The 22,571-nt window shown below is 73.2% G+C and carries 27 protein-coding genes; 15 read left to right on the forward strand and 12 right to left on the reverse strand.

Features of this window, described 5'->3' with window-relative positions; all coding sequences use genetic code 11:
• Positions 1–25: 25 nt before the first annotated feature.
• The 3 genes from wrbA to LC193_RS03025 form a co-directional block, all read right to left on the reverse strand.
• Positions 26–643 carry an NAD(P)H:quinone oxidoreductase gene (wrbA, locus tag LC193_RS03015; RefSeq protein WP_226071205.1) on the reverse strand — a complete coding sequence of 206 codons (618 nt, stop codon included), beginning with the start codon at positions 641–643 and terminating at the stop codon, positions 26–28.
• Between the two features lie 161 nt (positions 644–804).
• Positions 805–1,074 carry a DUF397 domain-containing protein gene (locus LC193_RS03020; RefSeq protein WP_226071207.1) on the reverse strand — a complete coding sequence of 90 codons (270 nt, stop codon included), beginning with the start codon at positions 1,072–1,074 and terminating at the stop codon, positions 805–807.
• Between the two features lie 4 nt (positions 1,075–1,078).
• Positions 1,079–1,936 (reverse strand): helix-turn-helix domain-containing protein, encoded by an 858-nt coding sequence (locus tag LC193_RS03025; RefSeq protein WP_226071209.1) that lies wholly within the window; start codon positions 1,934–1,936, stop codon positions 1,079–1,081.
• Positions 1,937–2,157: 221 nt separating this feature from the next.
• Between LC193_RS03025 and LC193_RS03030 the strand changes: the two genes are divergently transcribed.
• Both LC193_RS03030 and LC193_RS03035 read left to right on the forward strand, forming a co-directional pair.
• Positions 2,158–2,622 (forward strand): ATP-binding protein, encoded by a 465-nt coding sequence (locus LC193_RS03030; RefSeq protein WP_226071211.1) that lies wholly within the window; start codon positions 2,158–2,160, stop codon positions 2,620–2,622.
• 213 nt (positions 2,623–2,835) lie between these two features.
• Positions 2,836–4,620: a VanW family protein gene (locus LC193_RS03035; protein ID WP_318842124.1), complete on the forward strand. Its 1,785-nt coding sequence runs from the start codon at positions 2,836–2,838 to the stop codon at positions 4,618–4,620.
• Positions 4,621–4,687: 67 nt separating this feature from the next.
• On the opposite strand, the gene LC193_RS03040 is transcribed toward LC193_RS03035, so the two are convergent.
• Entirely contained in the window at positions 4,688–5,458 is a 771-nt protein-coding gene (locus LC193_RS03040) for a class I SAM-dependent methyltransferase (RefSeq protein ID WP_226071213.1), read from the reverse strand.
• A gap of 103 nt (positions 5,459–5,561) precedes the next feature.
• Between LC193_RS03040 and LC193_RS03045 the strand changes: the two genes are divergently transcribed.
• Complete coding sequence (locus tag LC193_RS03045) at positions 5,562–6,044, forward strand: Lrp/AsnC family transcriptional regulator (protein ID WP_404819337.1); 483 nt, start codon at positions 5,562–5,564, stop codon at positions 6,042–6,044.
• Positions 6,045–6,096: 52 nt separating this feature from the next.
• On the opposite strand, the gene urtE is transcribed toward LC193_RS03045, so the two are convergent.
• From urtE to LC193_RS03075, 6 genes are all read right to left on the reverse strand, one after another.
• Positions 6,097–6,789, reverse strand: a complete 693-nt coding sequence (gene urtE / locus LC193_RS03050) for an urea ABC transporter ATP-binding subunit UrtE (RefSeq protein WP_226071217.1) — start codon at positions 6,787–6,789, stop codon at positions 6,097–6,099.
• Positions 6,789–7,559, reverse strand: a complete 771-nt coding sequence (gene urtD, locus LC193_RS03055; RefSeq protein ID WP_226071219.1) for an urea ABC transporter ATP-binding protein UrtD — start codon at positions 7,557–7,559, stop codon at positions 6,789–6,791. The genes urtE and urtD overlap by 1 nt, the downstream gene beginning before the upstream one ends.
• Entirely contained in the window at positions 7,556–8,620 is a 1,065-nt protein-coding gene (gene urtC / locus LC193_RS03060; protein ID WP_226071221.1) for an urea ABC transporter permease subunit UrtC, read from the reverse strand. The genes urtD and urtC overlap by 4 nt, the downstream gene beginning before the upstream one ends.
• On the reverse strand, positions 8,617–9,513 hold the full coding sequence (urtB, locus tag LC193_RS03065) for an urea ABC transporter permease subunit UrtB (RefSeq protein ID WP_226071223.1): 897 nt from the start codon (positions 9,511–9,513) through the stop codon (positions 8,617–8,619). The genes urtC and urtB overlap by 4 nt, the downstream gene beginning before the upstream one ends.
• Complete coding sequence (gene urtA / locus LC193_RS03070; protein WP_226071225.1) at positions 9,510–10,775, reverse strand: urea ABC transporter substrate-binding protein; 1,266 nt, start codon at positions 10,773–10,775, stop codon at positions 9,510–9,512. Before urtA ends, urtB begins: the two co-directional genes overlap by 4 nt.
• 142 nt (positions 10,776–10,917) lie before the next feature.
• Positions 10,918–12,033: a substrate-binding domain-containing protein gene (locus LC193_RS03075; protein WP_226071226.1), complete on the reverse strand. Its 1,116-nt coding sequence runs from the start codon at positions 12,031–12,033 to the stop codon at positions 10,918–10,920.
• A gap of 137 nt (positions 12,034–12,170) precedes the next feature.
• On the opposite strand from LC193_RS03075, the gene LC193_RS03080 reads away from it, so the two are divergent.
• Together LC193_RS03080 and LC193_RS03085 are read left to right on the forward strand one after the other, a co-directional pair.
• Positions 12,171–12,602, forward strand: a complete 432-nt coding sequence (locus LC193_RS03080; protein ID WP_226071228.1) for a MarR family winged helix-turn-helix transcriptional regulator — start codon at positions 12,171–12,173, stop codon at positions 12,600–12,602.
• 242 nt (positions 12,603–12,844) lie between these two features.
• A complete protein-coding gene (locus LC193_RS03085) occupies positions 12,845–14,599 on the forward strand; it encodes a BCCT family transporter (protein ID WP_226071231.1) in 1,755 nt (584 codons plus the stop codon).
• 31 nt (positions 14,600–14,630) lie between these two features.
• Here LC193_RS03085 and LC193_RS03090 read toward each other — a convergent pair whose 3' ends face one another.
• Positions 14,631–15,437, reverse strand: a complete 807-nt coding sequence (locus LC193_RS03090; RefSeq protein WP_226071233.1) for a class I SAM-dependent methyltransferase — start codon at positions 15,435–15,437, stop codon at positions 14,631–14,633.
• 320 nt (positions 15,438–15,757) lie between these two features.
• Here LC193_RS03090 and gvpO point away from each other — a divergent pair, with 320 nt between their 5' ends.
• From gvpO to LC193_RS03140, 10 genes are all read left to right on the forward strand, one after another.
• Positions 15,758–16,057, forward strand: coding sequence for a gas vesicle protein GvpO (gene gvpO / locus LC193_RS03095; protein WP_226071235.1), 300 nt, complete (start codon positions 15,758–15,760; stop codon positions 16,055–16,057).
• Between the two features lie 82 nt (positions 16,058–16,139).
• A complete protein-coding gene (gene gvpJ / locus LC193_RS03100) occupies positions 16,140–16,595 on the forward strand; it encodes a gas vesicle protein GvpJ (RefSeq protein ID WP_226071237.1) in 456 nt (151 codons plus the stop codon).
• A complete protein-coding gene (locus LC193_RS03105; RefSeq protein WP_226071238.1) occupies positions 16,592–17,329 on the forward strand; it encodes a GvpL/GvpF family gas vesicle protein in 738 nt (245 codons plus the stop codon). Before gvpJ ends, LC193_RS03105 begins: the two co-directional genes overlap by 4 nt.
• Entirely contained in the window at positions 17,329–17,577 is a 249-nt protein-coding gene (locus tag LC193_RS03110; RefSeq protein ID WP_226071240.1) for a gas vesicle protein GvpG, read from the forward strand. The genes LC193_RS03105 and LC193_RS03110 overlap by 1 nt, the downstream gene beginning before the upstream one ends.
• A complete protein-coding gene (locus LC193_RS03115; protein ID WP_226071242.1) occupies positions 17,574–18,080 on the forward strand; it encodes a hypothetical protein in 507 nt (168 codons plus the stop codon). Before LC193_RS03110 ends, LC193_RS03115 begins: the two co-directional genes overlap by 4 nt.
• Entirely contained in the window at positions 18,073–19,104 is a 1,032-nt protein-coding gene (locus LC193_RS03120; RefSeq protein WP_226071244.1) for an SRPBCC family protein, read from the forward strand. The genes LC193_RS03115 and LC193_RS03120 overlap by 8 nt, the downstream gene beginning before the upstream one ends.
• The gene (locus tag LC193_RS03125; protein ID WP_226071246.1) at positions 19,101–19,448 is read left to right on the forward strand and encodes a gas vesicle protein; all 348 of its coding nucleotides are present in this window, start codon (positions 19,101–19,103) and stop codon (positions 19,446–19,448) included. The genes LC193_RS03120 and LC193_RS03125 overlap by 4 nt, the downstream gene beginning before the upstream one ends.
• The gene (locus LC193_RS03130; RefSeq protein WP_226071248.1) at positions 19,445–20,236 is read left to right on the forward strand and encodes a GvpL/GvpF family gas vesicle protein; all 792 of its coding nucleotides are present in this window, start codon (positions 19,445–19,447) and stop codon (positions 20,234–20,236) included. The genes LC193_RS03125 and LC193_RS03130 overlap by 4 nt, the downstream gene beginning before the upstream one ends.
• Positions 20,233–20,532: a gas vesicle protein gene (locus tag LC193_RS03135; protein WP_226071250.1), complete on the forward strand. Its 300-nt coding sequence runs from the start codon at positions 20,233–20,235 to the stop codon at positions 20,530–20,532. The genes LC193_RS03130 and LC193_RS03135 overlap by 4 nt, the downstream gene beginning before the upstream one ends.
• Positions 20,533–20,580: 48 nt before the next feature.
• Complete coding sequence (locus tag LC193_RS03140; protein ID WP_226071251.1) at positions 20,581–20,862, forward strand: gas vesicle protein K; 282 nt, start codon at positions 20,581–20,583, stop codon at positions 20,860–20,862.
• A gap of 30 nt (positions 20,863–20,892) precedes the next feature.
• Here LC193_RS03140 and LC193_RS03145 read toward each other — a convergent pair whose 3' ends face one another.
• Positions 20,893–22,545 carry an FAD-binding dehydrogenase gene (locus tag LC193_RS03145; protein WP_226071253.1) on the reverse strand — a complete coding sequence of 551 codons (1,653 nt, stop codon included), beginning with the start codon at positions 22,543–22,545 and terminating at the stop codon, positions 20,893–20,895.
• Between the last annotated feature and the right edge of the window lie 26 nt (positions 22,546–22,571).

The following is a 22,571-nucleotide window of genomic DNA, read 5'->3' on the forward strand; positions in this document are numbered from 1 at the left end:
CGCGGGCGCTGCCTGGCAGGCGGGCTCAGGCCGCGGCGCCGGCCTTCAGCGCGGCGGCGACCTTCACCACGCGGGCGGCCTGCACGCGGGCGGCGGTGAACGTCTCGTCGGCCACCGGGTTGCTGCCCTGGGCGTCGACGTGCGAGGTGCCGTAGGGGTTGCCGTCGGCGAACTTGGCCGGGTCCGTGTAACCGGGGGCGACGAGGATGCCGCCGAAGTGGTGCACGGAGTTGTAGAGGGCGAGCAGCGTGGACTCCTGCCCGCCGTGCCGGGTGGCCGTGGTGACGAAGCCGCTGTAGACCTTGTCCGCGAGGCGGCCCTGGCTCCACAGCCCGCCGAGCTGGTCGAGGAACTGCTTCAGCTGCGAGGACACGTTGCCGAACCGGGTCGGTGTGCCGAAGATCACGGCGTCCGCCCAGTCCACGTCGTCAGGGGTGGCCACCGGCACCGCGGCGCTGGCCTCCGCGTGCGCGGCCCACGCCTCGTTGGAGGCGATGGCCTCGGCCGGGGCCAGCTCGGCGGCCTTGAGCAGCCGCACCTCGGCGCCGGCCTTCTCCGCGGTGTCGGCGATCTCCTTGGCGATGGCGGCACTCGTTCCGGTCGACGAGTAGTAGATGACGGCAAGCTTGACGGCGCTGCTCATGACTGGCCTTCCTGCGGTACGGACTTACAGTTGAAGCTTAAACCATCACGGCCCGCAGTACCGAAAAGGCCGCCGAGCTGCGCTCCTGCGCTGCTCCGCGGCCATTGACTGCTGTGGAGGGCTCGCCCGCCCCGGTCCTGCCGGTGGCGCGGCCCCGCCGGTCAGGCGAACAGGAAGTCCGCTTCTCCCCGCTTGGCTCCGCTGATGAACGTCTCGATCTCGTGCACCGTGTAGATCAGCGCCGGGCCCTCCGGGTCGGTGGACTGCCGCAGGGCGACCCGGCCGTCGGCCAGCTTCAGCGCCTCCACGCAGTTGCCGCCGTTCGGGCCGCTCCACGGCTTGCGCCAGCCTTCGGTCCCCAGCTCACCGGCGGGCATGCCGTTGTATATATGCCCCGTCGAGGCAGGCGGTTGACGCTTGTGGTCACTCATGCGGTCAGAGCTCCTTGCGAATCGCACCGAGAATCGCCTCGGTGTCGTGAACCGGTGCGGCTTGCGCACCCAAGCGGTCGAGCACTTCGAGGTACGCGACGGTGTCGGGTCTCTCGTCGTGGTAGACCGCGCCGGTCAGGCTCTCGGCGTAGATGATGTCGGGCAGTTCCGGGATCTCGAACCGGAACAGCTGGAACGGCCCGAACATGCCGGGATGCGGACCGGCACTGAACGGCATGATCTGAAGCGTGACGTTCGGCAGCGCCGTCGCCTCGATCAGCCGGTCGATCTGCCCGCGCATGACGGATGGCTCTCCGACACGCCGGCGCAGAACCTGCTCCTCGACCACGGCCCACAGCAAGGGGGCCCGTTGGCGGGAGAGCAATTCCTGGCGCTCCATGCGCAGCGCGACCCGGCGCTCGATCTCCTTCTGCGGGGCGTTCGGGAAACCGGTGCGCAGCAGCACGCGCGCGTAGTCCTCGGTCTGCAACAGGCCGGGAACGCAGTGCGGCTCGTAGGCGCGGATCAGGCTGGCCTCGCCCTCAAGGCTCACGTAGAGGCTGAACCAGTCGGGCAGCACGTCGCGGAAGCGGTGCCACCAGCCGGGCCTGTTCGCCTCCTCCACCAGGTGAAGGAACGATTCGGCCTCGGCCGCGGGCACGTCGTACCGCTCCAGCAGCGCCTTGACGTACAGCGGCTTGAGACCGACCTCGGCCTTCTCCATGCGCCGCACGGTCGTGGTGTTCACGCTCAGGGCGGCAGCCGCGTCACCGAACGAGCACCCGGCCCGCTCCCGCAGGTCGCGCAGGCGCAGCCCGAGGACGATCTGCCCCACGGTCGGTCCCGACCGCGCCTCTGCCACGTCGCCTCCCAGCGCCGACTTCGATCCGCCGTACATACGGCCGCACATACGGCCGCGTTGGTACGGAAGAAGTTTGCCACACCCGGTAGTGGCATCGACAGACGTCGCTTCGCTTTCTGCAAATCGCAGAACTCCGCTTGCGCAATGCGCGTACGGGTGCGCATAGTTGTCGGGTGACCCGGCTCACGATGGCTTCGGTACCACGGAAGGCGACCAGCACCGTGTCCCCACTTCACGGCACGACACCGCTGCCGCTCCCCCGACCGCTTCCCGCTTCGGCGCCGCCGCACTCCACCCGGCGCGGCGAACGTTTCGAACTGCCCGCGCTCGCCGCCTCCGTGGCCGCGGCGCGCAGCAGGATCGCCCTGCGCGTCGGGCACTGGGGACTGCCCGACACGATCAAGGACACGGCGGAACTGGTCATTTCCGAACTGTTCACCAATGCCATTGTGCACACGGACAGTGACGTGGTGCGGTGCAGGATCGAGGCCACCGGGGCGCTGCGCCTGCTCATCGAGGTCACCGACCAGGGCCCAGGACTGGCCAAGCGCGCCCCGCACCCCGCCGACGCCGACGCGGAGCACGGGCGCGGCCTGCTGCTGCTCGACGCGCTCGCGGCCCGGTGGGGCGTCATCGCCCCGGACCGCGCGACGGGCTGTACGGTCTGGGCCGAGATACGCCCCTGACCCTGGCACCCCCGCGCGCCCGCCGGGCGCACGCCCCCGTCCGCCGCCGTCCCGCGCACCCGCTCCTCCCGCCTCCCGGCAGCCGCTTTCCGGCAGGTGGCGCGGTATGCCCGCCTGGGGCGCTTCCGGGTACCGTGCCGTTCCTGCCGGCTGACGCCCGTTGCTAGGCTTCCTCGCGTCCCGCCGCCCCGTGCGACGCCCCGAGGGAGTTCCGTGGCCTTCATACCTCCGCCACCGCCCCGGCCGCCCCGCGTTCCCGGCCCGCGGCGCCTGCCGCTCCGGTCCCGCGTGCCGCGCCAGGTCCTGCTCGGCGGCGGCATCGCGCTCGGCATGGGCGGCCTGTACCTGGCCGGCTCCCTCGCGCTCGGCGGGGACATAGCCTCGGGCACCAGCGTGCGCGGCGTCGACATCGGCGGGCTGTCCCCCGAGGCCGCGCGCGAGCGCCTTGAACGCGAGCTGGCCGCGGACGCCGCCGCACCCGTCGAGGTCCTGATCGCCGCGGACGAGTCCGGAGGGGCGGCCGAGGGGCGGACCCGCGAGCTGGACCCGGCCGCGGCGGGGCTCAGCTTCGACGCCGCCGCGACCGTGGACCGCGCGGCACGGCCAGGACTGCTCGGCCGCCTGCTCGGCTCCGGGGGCGGGTCGCTCGAACCGGTGGTGCGGCAGGACGAGGCGGCGGGCCGCGCCGCGCTCACCGCGCTCGCCGAGGAGTCCGACACCACCGTGCGGGAGGGCGCCGTCGCCTTCGAGGACGGCGAGGTCGTGGTGACCGAGCCGCGCCCGGGTGTGGCCCTCGACATCGACGCCTCGCTCGGGCTGCTGCGCGACGGTTTCCTGCCGGATCCTGAGGCGGCCGACGAGCCGCTGCGGCTCCCCGTCACGGCCGCGGAGCCGGCCACGGACGCGGACGAGGTGGCGCGCGCGGTCGAGGAGTTCGCCGACCCGGCCATGTCCGCGCCCGTGCTGCTCACCGCGGGCGACGCCACGATCGCGATACCGCCCGAGGTCACCGGCGACCACCTCGCGATGACCGCCGACGACTCGGGCCGCCTGTCCCCTTCGCTGGACGGCGCGGGGCTCGCGGGCGACGAACGGCTGGCAGGGCCGTTCGCCGAGGCCGCCGACGAGCCCACCGACGCGACGCTGCGCCTCAGCGGCGGGCAGGTGGTGGCGGAGGGCGGCTCCGACGGCCGCCGGATCGTCACCGACGGCCTGGGGGACGTCGTGCTGCCGCTGCTCACCGGGCAGGGCACGGCCGCGCGCACCGGAACGCTGGCGACCGAGACGGTCGAACCGCGACTGAGCGCGGACAACTACCGCGACCTCGGCATCGTCGAGGAGATGTCCTCGTTCACGGTCGACTTCGAGCCCGCCGCCTACCGCACGACCAACATCGGCCGCGCCGCGGAACTCATCAACGGCTCCCTCGTGCCCGCGGGCGAGACCTGGAGTTTCAACGACACGGTCGGCGAACGCACCGAGGAGAACGGCTTCGTCGAGGGCGTCATCATCATGAACGACCGCTACGAGCGCGCCCAGGGCGGCGGCGTCTCGGCGGTGGCGACCACCATGTTCAACGCGATCTTCTTCGCCGGGGTCGACCCGGTGGAGTACGGCGCCCATTCGTTCTACATCGAGCGCTACCCCGAGGGCCGGGAGGCGACCGTCGCCTGGGGCAGCCTCGACCTGCGCTTCCTCAACGACTCGGGGAACGCCCTGTACATCCTGGCGAGCGCCACCGACAGCTCGGTGACCGTGACGTTCCTCGGGACCAAGCGGTACGACGAGGTCAGGTCCGAGACCGGCCCGCGCGAGAACGTCACCCAGCCGGAGCGCCGCGAGGGCGAGGGCGAGGAGTGCGTGCCGCAGCCGCCGCTGGAGGGCTTCGACGTCGAGGTGGACCGGGTGTTCGTCGAGGACGGGCGCGAGACGGGGCGCGAGACGTTCCGCACCCACTACGTGCCGCGCGACGAGGTGGTCTGCCCCGCGGGCGACTGACCGGCGCCGCGCGCCGGTCGCCCGCCCGGCCCGGCCACGGCCCCGTCGATCTCGTCGGCCCCGGCCCTCATCCGGGCCTGCGGAGCACGGCGGTGTGCATGCCGCCCGGCTCGGCGCGCTCGGCGACCACCCGCAGCCCGGAGCCGCGGCACTGGTCGAGCACCCAGGCGTGGGCCAGCCGCAGCTTGCGGTAACTGCCGCTCCGCAGGCTCCAGTCGCCGCCGGGGCCCGGCCTGGTGTGGATCAGGTCGTGCACGAGCACCGTGTAGCCGTCGTAGTCCGCCGGGTATTCGAGGAAGCAGGTCATGATCCGGTCCGCCGTCGCCCGCACCGGCAGGAAGCGGTCGGTCCCGGTGAGCGGCACGGTCAGGTCGCGGTAGGCCAGCACGGCGGTGCCGCCGGGGGCGAGGGCGTCGGCCACCTGGTTGAGCAGGGCGGCCACGTCACCGCGCGTCGGCAGGTGGGTGAGGGTGTCGCCCAGGCAGACCACGAGTTCGGCCGAGCCGGGCCGCACCAGCTCGGGCAGCGCGCTCCGCAGGTCGGCCCGCACCGGCCGCACGGCGGGCCGTTCCGCGGTGTGCGCGGCCAGCTCGTCGAGCAGCGGCCGGCTGAGGTCGACGGCGAGCACCGGGTCGAAGCCCAGGTCGGCCAGGGCCAGCGCGGTGTGCCCCGGGCCGCAGCCGAGGTCGACGGCCAGGGCGTCCGCGCCTGGGGCGCCGACCCCCAGGCGCGTCAGGAACTCCCGCTGGGCGTCGGCCAGCGCCCGGACGTCACCGCCCAGCATCCAGGTGTAGTGCTCGGCGAGCAGGTGGTCGTAGTGGTCGGGCACAGTCGTCATCGCGGTGATGTGCTCCTCTCGCACCGTAAGGGCGTTCCTGAACGTAGCCCGCGGAACGGCCGTTCGGGGACCGCGCCGAACGTCGTTCGGTCCCGGGTGCACAATGGCGGCCGTGGACGGCATAGATTCGGCGATCCTGACGCATCTCCAGCGCGACGCACGGCTGACCAACCGGGAGTTGGCCCGGCTGGTCGGGATCGCGCCCTCCACCTGCCTGGAGCGGGTGCGCGGGCTGCGCGCCCGGGGGGTGATCACCGGCTACCACGCGGCGGTCGAGCCGCGCGCGCTCGGCCGGTCGCTCCAGGCCCTCGTGTTCGCGCGGCTGCGCCCGCTGAGCCGGGAGGTGATCAGCGGATTCCAGACCTATCTGACGCACCTGCCGGAAGTGCTGTCGGTGTTCGTCGTCTCGGGGGACGACGACTTCGTGGTGCACGTGGCCGTTCCCGACATCGAACGGCTGCACGCCTTCCTGATGGACCGGTTCAGCGCCCGCAGGGAGGTGGTGGGGTTCCGCAGCTCGGTGATCTACCTCCAGACCGGCACCCGCGTGCTGACGCCGCTGCCGGACGCGGCGGACCGGGACTGAACGGCCTTCGGCCGCCCGCCGTTCCGCCGCGTCGCACCCGGCGCGGCCCGCCTCACACGCTCAGCGCCTGCCGGACGGCGGCCTCCGCGTGCTCGTCGCCGCTGCCCGACGAGGTGACCCGGCCGGCCTCCAGCACGTAGTACCGCTCCGCGGCCCGCAGCGCGAACCCCACGTGCTGCTCCACGAGCAGCACCGAGAGGCCGCCGCGCCGGCTCAGTTCCATGATCGTCCGCTGGATCCCGGCGACCACAGAGGGCTGGATGCCCTCGGTCGGCTCGTCGAGCAGCAGCAGCCGCGGGCGGGTGATCAGGGCCCTGGCGATGGCCAGTTGCTGGCGCTGCCCGCCCGAGAGCAGCCCCGCTCCCCTGCCGCCCGCGGTGCGCAGCGCGGGGAACAGGTCCAGCGCCTCGTCCAGCGCCGCCCTGCCGTCCTTGCGGCCGTCGGCGACCAGGCGCAGGTTCTCCATCGCGGTCAGCTGCGGGAAGCTCTGCTGCCCCTGCGGCACATAGGCCATGCCGCGCCGCACCCGCCGGTGCGCCGGGAGCTTCGTGACGTCCTCGCCGTCGAGGGTGACGGTGCCGGCGCGCGGCCGGATCAGGCCGAGCGCGGCGCGCAGCAGCGTGGACTTGCCCGCGCCGTTGTGGCCGAGAACGGTGGCGACGCCGTCGGCCGGCACGGCCAGGTCGACGCCGTGCAGCACGGTGGTGCGGCCGTAGCCGGCCACCAGGCCGGTGATCGCGAGCATCACGCCTCCCTGTCCGCGCCCACGGGGGCGCCCGTTTCCCCGAGGTAGACCTCCTGCACGCGCGGGTCGGCCCGCACCTGCGCGACGGTGCCCTCGCTCAGCACCCGCCCGGCGTGCAGCACGGTGACACTCGTCGCGAACGTGCGCACGAAGTCCATGTCGTGCTCGATGACGACGATCGTGCGGTCCTGTCCGATCCGGCGCAGCAACTGGCCGGTCTGCTCGCGTTCCTCGTGGCTCATGCCGGCCACCGGCTCATCCAGCAGCAGGAGTTGCACGTTCTGCACGAGCAGCATGCCGATTTCCAGCCACTGCTTCTGGCCGTGCGAGAGGACCCCGGCCTGCCGGTCGCGTGCGGCGGCGAGGCCCGTGGTCTCCAGCGCGTGCTCGATCTCCTCGGGAACGCCGCGGCGGCGGCGCAGCAGGGTGTGCGGGCGCCGTGCCGCGCCGGCGGCGATGTCGAGGTTCGCCAGCACGCTCAGGTTCTCGAAGACGGTCGCGGTCTGGAACGTGCGCCCGATGCCCAGGCGCGCGATGCGGTGCACGGGGCGGCCGAGCAGGTCGTGCGGGCCGAAGCGGACCGTGCCCGTGGCCTTGGCCAGGCCGGTGACGGCGTCCACGAGGGTCGTCTTGCCCGCGCCGTTGGGCCCGATGAGGAAGCGCAGGTCGCCCGGGCCGACGCGCAGGGCGGCCCCGTCCACGGCCGTGAAGCCGTCGAACGAGACCCGCAGGTCGGTGATCTCCAGGTCCTTCAGGGCAGTCGCGGTCATGCGGCCATCACCGTCTCGGTACGGGGGCGGCGCCGGGCGGCGAGGTGCCACAGGGAGGCGATGCCGCCCGGCAGGAAGGCGATCACCAGGACGAACAGGCCGCCCTGGAAGTAGGTCCAGGCGGAGGGGAACTCCTCGGACAGGGTGGTCTGGGCCCAGGCGACCGCGACGGCGCCGATGACGGCGCCCGCGATGCTGGCGCGCCCGCCGATGGCGGCGCCGATGACGAACTGGATGGACGGCACGATGCCGATCAGCGCCGGGGAGATGATGCCGACGGCGGGCACGAACAGGGCGCCCGCGATGCCCGCCATCCCGGCCGAGAGCACGTAGGCGGCCAGTTTGACCAGGGCGGGGTCGTAGCCGAGGAACCGGACGCGTTCCTCGGAGTCCCGCACGGCGACGAGGAGTTCGCCGTAGCGGCTGCGGAACAGCTGCCGGGTCAGCAGCATCAGCGCGAGCAGCGTGCCGGCGATCACGAAGTACACCGTGCGCCGGTTGGCGGGGTCGAGCAGCGAGTAGCCGAAGAACCCCTGGAAGTCGGTCAGGCCGTTGGCGCCGCCCGTGGTGGTCTGCTGGCCGATGAGCAGGATCGCGAACGCCGCCGCCAGCGCCTGGCTGAGGATGGCGAAGTAGGCGCCGCGCACCCGGCGTCTGAAGACGAACCAGCCGATGACCGCGGCCAGTCCCATCGGCAGCAGCAGCACGGCGGCCAGCGCCACGACGGGCGAGCGGAACGGCTCCCACCACCACGGCAGCGCCTCGGCCGTTCCGTACAGCAGCATGAAGTCGGGCAGGCCGCCGTCGCCCGCGTCGGCGAGCTTCATGTGCATGGCCATGGCGTAGCCGCCGAGCCCGAAGAACAGCCCCTGGCCGAGGACGAGCATGCCGCCGCGGCCCCAGGCCAGGGAGATGCCCACGGCGACGATGGCGAAGCACAGGTAGCGGGAGAACTGCCCGAGGCGGAAGTCGGAGAGGACGAGCGGCGCGAGCGCGAACAGCAGCACCGCGGCGGCGGCGTAGCCGATCAGGGCCCGCCGGCGCGTGAGGAGGTCGGTCATGCCAGGCTCCGGGTGCGCAGGGTGTGGATGCCTTGGGGGCGCCATTGCAGGAACGCGACGATGGCGATCAGCACGGTCACGCGGGCGACGCTGACGGTCGTGGAGTACTCCATGACCGCCTGGAGGACCCCGAGCGCGAACGCCGCGACGACCGCGCCGCGCAACTGCCCGATGCCGCCGACGACGATGACGAGGAACGCGTCGATGATCACGTTGGTGCCCATCGTCGGGCCGATCGGGCCGACGAGGGTGAGGGCGACGCCGGCCAGCCCGGCGAGGCCCGAGCCGATGAAGAACGTGATCCGGTCCACGCGCGCGGTGGCGATCCCGGACGCCTCGGCGAGGTCGCGGTGCTGCACGACCGCCCTGATGCGGCGGCCCAGCGGGGTGCGGCGCAGGACGAGGGTCAGCACGACCACGGCGGACAGCGCCAGGGCCAGGATGAACAGCCGTGCGTGCGGCAGGGTCAGCGGGTCGTCGCCGCCGAACAGGGTGATCCGTCCTGAGAGCCAGCCGGGCGCCTCGGCGTGGACGTTGGGCGCCCCGAACAGGTCGCGGGCCAGTTGCTGGAGCATCAGCGAGATGCCCCAGGTGACCAGCAGGGTGTCCAGCGGCCTCGCGTACAGCCGCCGGATGAGGAGCCATTCGAGCAGCGCGCCCATGGCGCCGGCCACGAGGAACGCCACCGGCAGGGCGAGCAGCAGCGAGACGCCGGCCGAGGAGATGGGGCCCTGGAGCAGGTAGACGGTGTAGGCGCCGGCCATGATGAACTCGCCGTGGGCCATGTTGATCACGCCCATCTGCCCGAACGTCAGCGACAGGCCGAGCGCGATGAGCAGCAGGACCGCGCCGATGCTGATGCCCGTGAAGGACTGGCTGAGGATGACGGTCACGGCGCCTCACCCGCCGAGAGGCCGCGTGCCCAGTCGTAGGCGCGCAGGAAGGGGTCGGGGCGGATGGGCTCCTCCGAGCGCCACACCTCCGTGATCAGCCCGTCGGCGCCGATGCGGCCGATGCGGTTGGTCTTGTGGATGTGCTGCGTCGCGCCGTCGACGGTGACGGTGCCCTCGGGCGCGTCGAACGTGATGCCGTCGGCGGCGGCCCTGACGTCGGCGACGTCGAACGACCCGGCCTTCTCGACCATCGCGGCCCACAGGTGCACGGAGGTGTAGGCGGCCTCCATGGGGTCGGATGTGGGCCGGTCGGACCCGTAGCGTTCCTGGTAGGCCGCGACGAAGCGCTCGTTGGTGGCGCCCTCGGTGGTCTGGTAGTAGTTCCAGGACGTCAGTTGCCCCTCCAGCGTCTCGGCTCCGATGCCGCGCACTTCTTCCTCGGCGATGGACACCGACAGCACCGGCATCGTCTCCGCGGTGAGCCCGAACGCCCGGTACTCGCGGAAGAAGGAGACGTTGCTGTCGCCGTTGAGGGTGTTGAACACCGCGTCGGCGCCCGCCGCCTCGACCTTGTTGGCGATCGTGGCGAACTCGGTGGCGCCCAGCGGCGCGTAGTCCTCACCGAGGATCTCGATGCCGTGCTCCTCGGCGTAGGCCCTGATGACGCGGTTGGCGATGCGCGGGAACACGTAGTCGCTGCCGACCAGGTAGAGCGACTGGACGTCCTCCACCTCGCGCAGGTAGTCGAGGGCGGGAACGATCTGCTGGTTGGTGGTGGCGCCGGTGTAGAAGATGTTCGGCGACTGCTCAAGGCCCTCGTACTGCACGGGGTAGAAGAGGAGCGCGTCGTGGCGCTCGAAGACGGGCAGGACGGCCTTGCGGCTGGCCGAGGTCCAGCAGCCGAACACGGCGGCCACCCCGTCCTGCTGGATCAGCTTCTCGGACTTCTCCGCGAACGTCGGCCAGTCGGACGCGCCGTCCTCGCTGACCGGCTCGATCTGCTTGCCGAGCACGCCGCCCTCGGCGTTGATCTCGTCGATGGCGAGCATCAGCGCGTCGCGGACGGTGACCTCGCTGATCGCCATGGTTCCGGAGAGTGAGTTGAGCAGGCCGACCTTGACGGTGTCGCCCGAGGTGTCGACCTCGGCGGCGGAGCCGGTCGGGGTGTACTCGCCGGTCCGCGCGCCGCAGGCCGTCAGCAGGACGGCGGCGAACAGGGCGAGCGCGGTTCTCAGGCGGCGGGATCCCCGGGATCTGGGCATGTCCGTCCTCCTTGTCCCCTTGCGGGACGGGACTGCGGGGGGTGGGGAGCCGGGCCGCGGTGCCCGGCGTGGGCACGCCACAGCTTCAAAGCCGCCTGTTTCCCGGGGATTTCACGGCCATTAATACTTCCGTTCGGAAGTATCACGGGCGTTCGGGCGGCCCGCTCCAGCCGTCGAGGTCGGCGGTGACGGCGAAGTCGAGGCCGTCGGCCTCCGCGAGGTAGATGCGCTGCCTGGCATGCCGGCCGGTGAGCCGCAGCAGTCCGCGCGCCCCCTCCCACGCGACCTCGCCGACCGCGCCCTCGATCGCGGGCACCGACCAGGACCCCGCGCGGTTGAGGAGCGCCGCGAGCAGCAGCACGCCCTCGTAGCAGGACTCCCCCAGCGCGCTGGGCGCCGGCGCCCCGAGGCCGAACCTGGCGGCCCAGCGCCCGTGGAAGTCGAGGGTGTCGGCGGTGGCGAGGGCACCGAAGAACCCGGCGGTCGCGCTGAGCCCGCGCGTGGCGTCGGGGCCGCTGGCCAGCAGCATGTTCTCGTCCATCAGGGTGCTCAGCCGCAGGCAGGCCCCGTCGAGGCCCGCGGCGGCGAACGCCCGGTTGAACCGCACGGCGTCACTGCCGACGAGCAGCATCAGCACGGCGTCCGCGGCCTGCCGCTCGACGCCGCGCAGGGCGGCGGCGAAGTCCTCGGTGCCAAGCGGCAGATAGCTCTCGCCGCAGATCCGGCCCCCGCTCTCGCGCGCGTAGGCGTGCGCGGCGCGCGCGGTGCGCCGGGGCCAGATGTAGTCGTTGCCGACCACGTACCAGCGGCGCACCCGCCGCTCCGCGGCGAGCAGCCGCATCGCCGGCCGCAGCTGCCCCTCGGGCGTCTCGCTGGTGAGGTAGACGCCCGCGGTGTCCTCGCCGCCCTCGTACAACGCCGTATACACATAGGGCACCCGCCGCGCGATGCGCGGCGCGAGCGCCTGGCGCACGGACGAGATGTGCCAGCCGGTCACCCCCCGCACGATGCCCGCCGCCACGAGCGCCGCGACCTCGTCGGCGACCAGCCGCGGCGGCGCCCCGCCGTCCACGGTCACCAGCCGCAGTTCGCGACCGAGCACGCCGCCGGCCGCGTTGACCTCGTCGGCCGCGAGCCGCGCGCACAGCTCGCACGCGGGCCCGAAGATCCCCGCGGGGCCCTGCCGGGGCACGACGAGCGCCACCCCGAGCACGTCGTCCGAGGCACTCAGCGGCCGGGGGCGGTCGACGGGTGTCACCGCCCCATGATGCCGCGCGCGCCGCGCCGCCCTCCACGTCGCCGGGGCCGGCGCAACGGCCGCGGCCGTGACCGGCGGTGGGGGTTCGTACCATGGGTGGGGCCCACCGGGCGTGGAAGGTGAGGGGCTGAGGGGCGATGTCTGTTGAACTGGTGGCCCTGCTGACCCGGGCGGAGCGGCTGGCCGTGCGGCGGCTGCGGCAGGTCCTGGACGAGGCCGGCTGCTCCGTCGACGCCTGGCGCGTGATGTCGCTGCTGGCCGACGGCGAGGGGCACGGCATGACGGCCATCGCCGACCGCGTGCTGCTGCCGCCGCCCACCCTGACCCGGCTGATGGACCAGCTCGTCGACGACGGGCTGGTGCACCGGCGCGTCGACCCGATGGACCGGCGGCGCGTGCTCGCCGCGCTCACGCCGCGCGGCACCGCGCGGTGGGAGGAGCTGGACGGGCGGGCGCGCGCGGCGTGGGCGGCGCTGCCGGGCAGCGGGGACGACGAGTTGCTGGCGGCGTTGCTGCGCCGCCTCGCGGCCGGTCTCGCGCAGACCGCCGCCCCCGTGTCCACTCCGTGACACATCACGATTCGGCTTCATTTATTGAACGCGCGCTTCCGTTTCCACGCGCGGCGCCGGGCGTTTTGCCCACCCTTGCGACTACCGTGTGACTCCATCCATTCACCGCAGGTGTCGCTGCTGCCAGGTGCGAGAAAAGTACGCATGCTCGGGACGAAACCGGGTAGCCGCCCGCGCATGCGCAGGGCGGCCCCGTATCGGGCTGCCCTCCTGACAGTTGTTGAACGGAAGGATTGATACGGGTGCCAGGCGACAAGAGAGGCGAGACCGTCCTGGGCGGTCGGAGACGAACGTTGCTCGGCCCGCACACGGACCCGGTCGTCTTCGGGGTCGCCGCCGCGGTGACGCTCGCGTTCGTGCTGTGGGGCGCCTCGTCCTCCGAATCGCTGGCCGACGTCTCGGGCGACATGCTCAGCAGCGTCATCCACAACGCCGGGTGGGCGTTCGTCCTGGCGGCCTCGGGTTTCGTCGTCTTCGCCCTGTGGCTGGCCGTCAGCAAGTACGGCCGGATCACCCTGGGCAAGGAGGGTGAGGAGCCGGAGTTCAGGACCGTGTCCTGGATCGCCATGATGTTCAGCGCCGGGATGGGCATCGGCCTGATGTTCTTCGGTGTCAACGAGCCGCTGAGCCACTACGTGAGCCCGCCGCCCGGCGCCGCGCCCGCGGACAGCGGCGACTCGATGGCCACGGCCCTGGCGACCTCGCTGTTCCACTGGACGCTGCACCCGTGGGCGATCTACGCGGTGGTCGGCATGGCCATCGCCTACAGCACGTTCCGGCGCAAGCGGCGGCAGACGATCAGCGCGGTGTTCACGCCGCTCATCGGCGAGCGGCACGCGAACGGCGCCGTCGGCAAGGCCATCGACATCCTGGCCATCATCGCCACCCTCTTCGGCTCGGCCGCCTCCCTCGGCCTCGGCGCCCTCCAGATCGGCAGCGGCATCGAGGAGCTGGACTGGATGTCCAGCGTGGGCACGGGCATGCTGGTCCTCATCATCGCCGTGCTGACCACGGCCTTCGTGCTGTCGGCCGTCTCCGGCATCGCCAAGGGCATCCAGTGGCTCTCCAACATCAACATGGTGCTGGCCGCGGTGCTCGCCCTGTTCCTGTTCGTCGTCGGCCCCACGGTGCTGATCCTCGACCTGATCCCGACCTCGCTCGGCACGTTCCTCTCCGACCTGCCGGACATGGCCGCGCGGACCGAGGCGAGCGGCGGCGAGGGCATCGCGGAGTGGCTGTCGGGCTGGACGGTCTTCTACTGGGCGTGGTGGATCTCCTGGACGCCGTTCGTCGGCATGTTCATCGCCCGCATCAGCCGGGGGCGCACCGTCAGGCAGTTCGTCGGCGGTGTGATCCTGGTGCCGAGCACGGTGAGCCTGCTGTGGTTCGCCATCCTCGGCGGCACCGGCATGCGCGAGGAGGAGAACGGCGCGAACATCACGGCCGAGGCCACCCCCGAGGGGCAGCTGTTCGCCGTGCTGAACGAGTACCCGCTCGCCGGCGTCACCGCGCTCCTCGTGATGGTCCTCGTCGGCATCTTCTTCGTGTCCGGCGCCGACGCGGCGTCCATCGTCATGGGCACGCTCTCCCAGCGCGGCGCGCTCGAACCCGGTCGCGTCCTGGTCGTCTTCTGGGGCGTCCTGACCGGGGCCGTCGCCGCCATCATGCTGCTGATCAGCGAGGACGGCGAGACAGCGCTCGACGGCTTGCAGAACCTGACGATCCTCGCGGCCGTGCCGTTCACCCTGGTGATGGTCGGCCTGTGCGCGGCGCTGATGCGCGACCTGCGGCGCGACCCGCTCATCCTGCGGGGCGAGCGCGGCGAGGAGGCCGTGGAGATGGCCGTGATCGCCGGCCACGAGAAGTACAACGGCGACTTCGAGCTGCGGATCGGTCCCGGTTCGAACGGCGTCGACGTGCAGGTCGGCCCGGAGCCGGGCGCGGGCCCGGGCACCAACGGGGCAGGCGGCAACGGGACGCCCGCCGCTCGCGACTGAGCGGCGGGCCCCGGGCCACTCCCCGCGCCGGTCAGGCGGGGCGGGTCGCGCGCAGCGAGAACAGCAGCGGCACGCGCGGCTCGCCCGCCCGGTACCGGTACTCACGGGCGGAGACCCGTTCGAGGGCGGGGAAGCGCGCCCACGTCGTGGTGGCGTGCTCGTGCAGGAAGTCGACGCGCAGGCCCGCCCCGGCGAGCGCGCTGACGATCTCGCCCAGCGGGTGGTGCCACTGCACCTGCGTGGTCCGCGTCAGCGGCGGCCCGTCCGTGTAGGTGTACGGGTGGTCGTAGACCTGGCCCTGGCGCTCGAAGTAGTCGCGGACCACCGAGGCCCCGTCGTCGGCGAGGAGTTCGGTGAACGGGTGGAACTCCACCAGGTACAGCGTGCCGCCGTCGGCCAGCAGCGCGGCGACGACGCCGGCCCAGCGCGGCAGGTCGGGCAGCCACGCCAGCGCGCCGAGGCCGGTGTAGACGATGTCGAAGCGCTCCCCGCCGAGCGCGGCGACGGCGTCGTAGACGTCCGAGACGACGAACCTGGCGCGGTCCGCGAGTCCGGTGTCGGCCGCGAGCCCGGTGGCCGTGCGCACCGCCTGCGCGGAGAAGTCGAGCCCGGTGACCCGGGCGCCGCGCCGCGCCCAGCACAGCGTGTCCTGGCCCATGTGGCACTGGAGGTGCAGCAGGCGGCGCCCTGAGACGTCACCCAGTTCCTCCGGCTCGAACGGCCGCAGGTGGTCCTCGCCCGCCCGGAAGCCCGGCAGGTCGTAGAAGTCGCTCGCGGCGTGCACGCCGACCCGGTCGTCCCAGTTCTCGCGGTTGTGGCGCAGCCAGTCCTCGGTCATGCGGCGACGCTACGAACGGGGGCCGCGGGCCGCAACGCAATTCTCGGCGGGCGGGCCCCGCCGTCGTCAACCGCCTTCCGCCGGCCGGCGGGACACGCTGCCGGGCGCTTCCCGCCCTCCGCTTCCCGGCCCGTCACCGCCCTTGCCGCCGGCCGCGCGCGCCCCCCGACTGCCCGCTGACCAGCGCGAACAGGGCCGCCGCCCGGCCCCGTTCCCCTGCCGCGGCGACGCGCCGCGCGCCCCGGGCGCCGCCGCCGTGCGGCCGGGCCCGCGAAGAACGCACGTTTGGCAGCCGCGTGCGAAGGAACCCGACAAGAGCCATGGCAGAGAAAAACACGGAAGCACAGAGACAGGACGACGACCGACCTCGTCCGGTTCTCGACGTCATGCGCGCGGCGGGCGCGGAGTTCGCCGAACTGACGGGCCTGCGCCCCGAGGCGGTCACCCGGCTGGAGAAGTCGGGGGACGGCTGGGTGCTCGACGCGGAGGTTCTCGAACTGGCCCGCGTGCCGGAGACCATGAGCCTGATGGCCACCTACGAAGTCACCGTGGGGCCGGACGGCGAGGTCACGGGCTACCGGCGCATACGGCGTTACGAACGAGGGCGGTCGGACGGCTAGTGGCGGCGGGGCCCGGGACGGGCCGGCCGACGCCACCGACGGACGACCAGGCCAGTGAAAGGCCGGGCAGGAGACCGGAATCATGACCACAGCAGTCGCGACCACGCAGCCGGCGGCGCCCAGGACGAGTTCGGGCGGCGGCTCCGGCACCCTCTACGACGTGCTCGAACTCATCCTCGACCGCGGTCTGGTGATCGACGCGTTCGTCCGCGTCTCACTCGTCGGCATCGAGATCCTGAAGGTCGACGTCCGGGTGGTGGTCGCCAGTGTCGACACCTACCTGCGGTTCGCCGAGGCGTGCAACCGGCTCGACCTGGAGGCCGGGCCGAAGAAGGACCCCGGTGTTCCGGAGCTCGTGGGCGGAATGATGGAGTCCGGCGCGCGCGGCAAGACGAAGGGCGCGCTCGCCGGCGCGGCGGAGACGATCTCGGACGCGTTCCGGCAGGGCCGGGACGGCACCGACGACGAGGAGGCCGAGAAGGAGCCGCGCCGCGCCCGGCGTTCGACGTCCTCCCGGCGTGAGAAGGACGCGGAATGAGCACCTACGTGTACGGCATCGCGCGGGCCGGGTCCCCGCGCCTCCTCCCCGACGGGCTGACCGGCGTGGGCGACCCGCCGCGCCCGGTGCGCGCGCTGCGCGCCGGCGGCCTGGTGGCCATCGCGAGCGACTGCCCGCCGGGGCTGCGCCCCAAGCGGCGCGACCTGTTCGCCCACCAGCGGGTCCTGACCGTGGTGTCGGCCGGCGGCGCGGTGCTGCCGCTGCGCTTCGGCAGCGTGTCGGCGGACGACGCGGCGGTCCGCGCCGCGCTGACCGAGCACGCGGCGCTGCACCACCAGCAGCTCGACAGCGTGGCCGACCGCGTCGAGTACAACGTCAAGGCCGCGCACCACGAGGACGTGATCCTGCGGCGGGTCGTCGCGGAGAGCCCGGAGATCCGGCGGCTGAACGAGGCCACGAGGTCCGGCGGCGCCGCTTACCAGGACCGGCTGCGGCTCGGGGAGCTGGTGGCCGACGCGGTGCGCGAGCGGGAGGAGAGCGACGCGCGCGCCGTCGAGGAGGCACTGAGGCCGCACGCGGGCGACAGCCGCCCCGGGCCCGACGGCACCGGCCGGGTGGTGAACGTCTCCTACCTGGTGGGGCGCGATGAGGCCGCCGGGTTCCTCGCGGCCGTCGACCGGCTGCGCGAGGAGAGCCCGCAGCTCGACCTGCGGGTCAGCGGCCCGCTGCCCCCGTACAGCTTCGTGCGGATGGAACCGGCCGAGGCGGCCTGATGGCGTTCGGGCTGCTCCGCGAGGTCCTGCTGCTCCCGCTCGCCCCGACGCGCGGCGCGGGCTGGGTGCTGGGGCAGGTCGTCGCCGAGGCGGAGCGCACGTATTACGACCCGGCGGTGGTGCAGCGCGAACTGGCGGCCCTCGAAGAGGACTTGATCAGTGGCGCGATCGACGAGGAGGAGTTCGACCGGCGGGAGGACGAACTCCTCGACCGTCTCCACCCCACTCACGATTGGATGACACGTTGACGAACAGAATGGTGATCGGCCTCGCCGTGACCACGGGTTACGTGCTCGGCCGCACGAAGAAGGCGAAACTGGCGCTCGCGCTCGGCTCGGTCGCGGTGGCCAGGAAGGTCGACTTCTCCAATCCGAGACTGCTTGAGGCGGGCAACCAGCTGCGGGGCACCGCGCGTTCGCTGGTCGCCGGGCCGCTGGACTCGCTCGCCGACGGGCTGCATGACCGCACCGAGGCGGTGCAGGAGCGGCTGAACGACGCCGCGTCGCGGGCCGCCGAGAACGGCGGCAAGGCGGCGGACAAGGCAGGCGGGGCCGGGAAGTCGGCGGCGGGGACCGCGGGGAAGGCCGCCACGTCGGCGGGCGGGACGGCCAAGTCGGCCGGTGGAGCCGCCAAGTCCGCGGGCGGCTCGGCCAAGTCGGCGGGCGGCTCGGCGCGCAAGACCGCTGCCAAGGCCCCGGCCGGCCGGTCCGCGGCCAAGCGTTCCTCCGGAGGCGGGAAGCAGGATGACTGACGCCGCGAGCACCCCGGGGGACCGAGTGAAGCAGGAAGCCGCGGCCTTCGCGACGGCCCAGGCCGAGCGGCTGCTCGTGGCGACGAGCCGCGGCCTCGGCCGGGCGACGGCCAAACTCACCGACATAGCCGAGGGCAGGAGCATGGGGACAGTGAAACTGGCGATGGCCACGGGCAAGAAGACCGCCGAGGGCAAGAGCCCGCTGCGCTCCGTCGTGGAGGCGGGCGCCGCCGGGGTCAAGGACAAGGTCTCGTCCGGCGCCGTCGGCGTGAAGGAGAAGGTCGCCTCGGGCGCGGTCGGCGTGAAGGACAAGGTCGCGTCCAAGGTGCACAAGCCGAACCTGTCCCTGCCGCGGAGCGAGAGCAAGGACAGCGCGGGCAAGGGCAAGTTCCTGACGGTCATCGAGGACATCGACGTCGGCGTGCCGGTGCGCGAGGCGTACGACCAGTGGACGCAGTTCCAGGACTTCGGCGACTTCGCCAAGGGCGTGCAGGGCGTCGACCAGGTGGACGACACCACCACGAACTGGCGGGCCAAGGTGGCGTTCGCCAAGCGCAGTTGGCAGGCGCACATCACCGAGCAGGTGCCGGACGAGCGGATCGCCTGGACCTCGGAGGGCGGCAAGGGCACCACGAAGGGCGTCGTCACCTTCCACCGGCTCGGTGACACGCTGACCCGGGTCCTGCTGGTCATCGAGTACTACCCGAAGGGCCTGATGGAGCGGACCGGCGCGCTGTGGCGCGCCCAGGGCCGGCGCGCGCGCCTTGACCTGAAGAACTTTCGCCGGTTCGTGATGCTGCGCGGCGAGGCCACCGGCGAGTGGCGCGGCGAGATCGAGCGCGGCGAGGTCGTGGTCGGCCACGACGAGGCGGTCGCGGATGAGCGCGACGAGCGGGACGAGCACGACGAGCGCGAGGAGCACGGCGAACGCGGTGCCAAGGGCCGCCGCGACTCCGCGGACGACGAGATCGCGGACGAGGCGGAGGCGGCCGAGGAGGAGACCGAAAGGGAAGCGCGGTCATGACCTCCCCGGCACCGCGCGGCGCCTACGGCGGCGGCAGCAGCCTGTCGGAGATCGGCGGGGGCGGCAGCGCGAACCTCGCGGACATCCTGGAGCGGGTTCTGGACAAGGGCGTGGTGATCGCCGGGGACATCCAGGTGAACCTGCTCGACATCGAACTGCTCACGATCAAGATCCGCCTGCTGGTCGCCTCCGTCGACAAGGCCAAGGAGATGGGCATCGACTGGTGGGAGCAGGACCCCTCGCTGTCCTCCGGCGCCCGCACGCGGGAGCCCGCGGAGGAGATCGAGCGGCTGCGCGACCGCGTGGCGGCCCTGGAGTCCCGCAGGAAGGAGGAGACCTCATGACCGGCCAGGCACCCCTGTGGTACGTGTACGCGGTCACCCCGGCCGGGGACCCGGCGGCGCTGCCCGAAGACCTGCGCGGCGTGGCCGACGCGCCGCTGCGCACCCTGGCACAGGACGGGCTGACCGCGGTGGCCAGTCCCGTGGCCGCCGCCGACTTCGACGAGGAGCCGCTGCGGCAGCGCCTGGAGGACCTGGCGTGGCTGGAGGCCACGGCCCGCGGCCACCAGCGGGTGATCGACGCGCTGACGGCCGCGCCCGGCTGCGTGCTGCCGCTCCGGCTGGCCACCGTCTGCCGGGACGAGGCCGGGGTGCGGCGGCTGCTCGCGGGGAACCGGGAGCGGTTCCTCGACGCCATCGAGCGCCTGGACGGCCGCGCCGAGTGGGGCGTGAAGGTGTTCGCCGACGCCCCGGAACGCACCGAGGCGGCGCCCGCCACCGGCCGCGACTACCTGCGGCAGCGGGCCAGGCGGCGCCGGACGGACGAGGAGGCGTGGCAGCGGGCCGAGGCGGCGGCCCGCGCGGTGCACGAACGGCTCGACGAGGTCGCGGAACTGTCCCGCCTGCACCCGCCCCAGGACGCGCGGCTCTCCGGGGAGTCAGGGCGCAACCTGCTCAACGGCGCCTACCTGGTGCCGCGCGAGCGGGAGGAGGAGTTCTGCGAGCTGGCGGGGCGGCTGGCCGGTGAACTGGGCGGTCCCCGGCTCAACCTGACGGGGCCGTGGGCTCCGTACTCGTTCGCGCAGGTGACGGACCTCGCGCCGGAGCGCGAGCCGGAGCGCGCCGGGTGAGCGACGAACTGGCCTCGCGCGAGATCGCGCTGGTCGACCTGCTCGACCGGCTGCTCGCGGGCGGCGTGGTGCTGGCGGGGCACCTGACGCTGCGGATCGCCGACGTGGACCTGGTGCGCATCGACCTGCGGGCGATGATCGCCTCCGTCGCCTCGCTCGCCGACGACGCCCAGGGCGGCGAGCCGGTGGCGGCGACGGCGGGCGGGACCGCCCCCGCCCTCGCGCCCGGCCCGCGGGAAACGCACGACACGCACACCACGCACGGCACGGAGCACAGGGACACCGCCGGCGCCTGACCCGGCGCGGCACCGCACGGCCCGCGCCCTGGTGAGGGGAGAGGACACATGGAGGGACGCGAGGCTCGGATCGAGCTGGACCGCGACTCGGTGGAACGCGACCTGATGAAGCTGATCCTGACCATCATCGAGCTGCTGCGCCAGCTGATGGAACGCCAGGCGCTGCGCCGGGTCGACGTGGGCGACCTGACCGAGGAGCAGGAGGAACGGATCGGGCTGACGCTCATGCTGCTCTCGGAGCGCATGGACGAGCTGCGCGGGCGCTACGGCTTCGAACCCGAGGACCTCAACATCGACCTCGGCCCGCTCGGCCCGCTGCTGCCGCGCTGACCCCGCCGCCCGCGCCCGCCCGGCCGCCCGTCACAGGGCGCGGGCGGCGGCCCGGCCCGCGGCCCTGCCGCTGAAGAGGCAGCCGCCGAGGAACGTGCCTTCGAGCGAGCGGTAGCCGTGCATGCCGCCGCCGCCGAAGCCCGCGGCCTCACCCGCCGCGTAGAGACCCGGCAGGGGCTGCCCGTCCGCCGCCAGGACCCGCCCGGACAGGTCCGTCTGGAGGCCGCCCAGCGTCTTGCGGGTCAGGACGTGCAGCCGGACGGCGATCAGCGGCCCGGCCGCCGGGTCGAGGAGGCGGTGCGGGGCCGCCACCCGGATCAGGCGGTCGCCGAGGTAGCCGCGGGCCCTGCGGATCGCTGCGAGCTGGAGGTCCTTGCCGAAGCGGTGGCCGAGGTCGCGGTCCCGCGCCTCGATCTGCCGGCGCAGCGTGCCGGCGTCGACGAGACCGCGCCCGGTGAGGGCGTTCATCCCGCGGACGAGGTCGTCGAGGCGCCGTTCCACGACGAAGTCGGGGCCGTGGTCGAGGAACGCCTGCACGGGCCCGGGGGTGCCCGCGCGGACCCGGCCGAGCACGTCGCGGACGCTGCGGCCGGTCAGGTCCGGGTTCTGCTCCGAGCCGGAGAGCGCGAACTCCTTCTCCACGATTCTGCGGGTGAGGACGAACCAGGTGTGGTCGTGGCCGGTGCGCAGGATGTGCTCCAGGGTGCCGAGCGTGTCGAAGCCGGGGAAGAACGGCACCGGCAGCCGCTGCCCGGTGGCGTCGAGCCACAGCGCGGAGGGTCCTGGCAGGATGCGGATGCCGTGGGCGGACCACACGGGGTTCCAGTTGGCGATGCCCTCGGTGTAGTGCCACATCCGGTCGCCGTTGACCAGGCGCGCGCCCGCGCGTTCCGCGATGCCCAGGAGCAGGCCGTCGACGTGCGCGGGCACGCCGCTGAGCAGGTGGGCGGGCGCGGTGCCGAGGCGGCGCGGCCAGTGCGCCCTGACCAGGTCGTGGTTGCCGCCGATGCCGCCCGAGGTGATCAGCACGGCCTGGGCGCGCAGTTCGAACGCGTCGGTGGCCCGCCGGTTGCTGGCCGTGCCGCGCCTGGCCGCGCTGGGCGCGAGCACCTCGCCCGTGACCGTGTCGAGCGCGCCCGCGGTGCGGGCCAGGCCGGTGACGCGGTGCCGGAACCGCAGGTCGACCAGGCCGCGCCCGGCGGCCTCGCGGACCCGGCGTTCGAACGGTTCGAGCACGCCGGGTCCCGTGCCCCACGTGATGTGGAAGCGGGGCACGGAGTTGCCGTGCCCCGCGGCGTCGTGGCCCCCGCGCTCCGCCCAGCCGACGACGGGGAAGAAGCGCAGGCCCTGCCGGCGCAGCCAGGCCCGCTTCTCCCCCGCCGCGAAGTCGACGTACGCCTCGGCCCAGCGGCGCGCCCAGTCGTCCTCGGGGCGGTCGAAACCGGCGCTGCCGAGCCAGTCCTGCCAGGCCAGGTCGCGGCTGTCGCGGATGCCGAGCCGCCGCTGCTCAGGGGAGCCGACGAGGAAGAGGCCGCCGAAGGACCAGTGGGCCTGGCCGCCGAGCGAGGCCTCCGGTTCCTGTTCGAGGATGATGACCCGGCGTCCCGCGTCGGCCAGTTCGGCGGCGGCGGTCAGGCCGGCGAGCCCGGCCCCGATCACGATGACGTCGGCGTCGTACGCCATGGCGGCGACCTCCCGGGCGCTGGTGG

It is taken from the genome of Streptomyces marincola (assembly GCF_020410765.1).
Classification (GTDB): Bacteria; Actinomycetota; Actinomycetes; order Streptomycetales; family Streptomycetaceae; genus Streptomyces; species Streptomyces marincola.

Coding starts and splice junctions, on each gene's coding strand:
- wrbA (WP_226071205.1), bottom strand. CDS start 643: ATGAGCAGCGCCGTCAAGCTTGCCGTCATCTACTACTCGTCGACCGGA.
- LC193_RS03020 (WP_226071207.1), bottom strand. CDS start 1,074: ATGAGTGACCACAAGCGTCAACCGCCTGCCTCGACGGGGCATATATAC.
- LC193_RS03040 (WP_226071213.1), bottom strand. CDS start 5,458: ATGACGACTGTGCCCGACCACTACGACCACCTGCTCGCCGAGCACTAC.
- LC193_RS03045 (WP_404819337.1), top strand. CDS start 5,562: ATGGCGGCCGTGGACGGCATAGATTCGGCGATCCTGACGCATCTCCAG.
- urtE (WP_226071217.1), bottom strand. CDS start 6,789: ATGCTCGCGATCACCGGCCTGGTGGCCGGCTACGGCCGCACCACCGTG.
- urtD (WP_226071219.1), bottom strand. CDS start 7,559: ATGACCGCGACTGCCCTGAAGGACCTGGAGATCACCGACCTGCGGGTC.
- urtC (WP_226071221.1), bottom strand. CDS start 8,620: ATGACCGACCTCCTCACGCGCCGGCGGGCCCTGATCGGCTACGCCGCC.
- urtA (WP_226071225.1), bottom strand. CDS start 10,775: ATGCCCAGATCCCGGGGATCCCGCCGCCTGAGAACCGCGCTCGCCCTG.
- LC193_RS03080 (WP_226071228.1), top strand. CDS start 12,171: ATGTCTGTTGAACTGGTGGCCCTGCTGACCCGGGCGGAGCGGCTGGCC.
- LC193_RS03090 (WP_226071233.1), bottom strand. CDS start 15,437: ATGACCGAGGACTGGCTGCGCCACAACCGCGAGAACTGGGACGACCGG.
- gvpO (WP_226071235.1), top strand. CDS start 15,758: ATGGCAGAGAAAAACACGGAAGCACAGAGACAGGACGACGACCGACCT.
- gvpJ (WP_226071237.1), top strand. CDS start 16,140: ATGACCACAGCAGTCGCGACCACGCAGCCGGCGGCGCCCAGGACGAGT.
- LC193_RS03105 (WP_226071238.1), top strand. CDS start 16,592: ATGAGCACCTACGTGTACGGCATCGCGCGGGCCGGGTCCCCGCGCCTC.
- LC193_RS03110 (WP_226071240.1), top strand. CDS start 17,329: ATGGCGTTCGGGCTGCTCCGCGAGGTCCTGCTGCTCCCGCTCGCCCCG.
- LC193_RS03120 (WP_226071244.1), top strand. CDS start 18,073: ATGACTGACGCCGCGAGCACCCCGGGGGACCGAGTGAAGCAGGAAGCC.
- LC193_RS03125 (WP_226071246.1), top strand. CDS start 19,101: ATGACCTCCCCGGCACCGCGCGGCGCCTACGGCGGCGGCAGCAGCCTG.
- LC193_RS03130 (WP_226071248.1), top strand. CDS start 19,445: ATGACCGGCCAGGCACCCCTGTGGTACGTGTACGCGGTCACCCCGGCC.
- LC193_RS03140 (WP_226071251.1), top strand. CDS start 20,581: ATGGAGGGACGCGAGGCTCGGATCGAGCTGGACCGCGACTCGGTGGAA.
- LC193_RS03145 (WP_226071253.1), bottom strand. CDS start 22,545: ATGGCGTACGACGCCGACGTCATCGTGATCGGGGCCGGGCTCGCCGGC.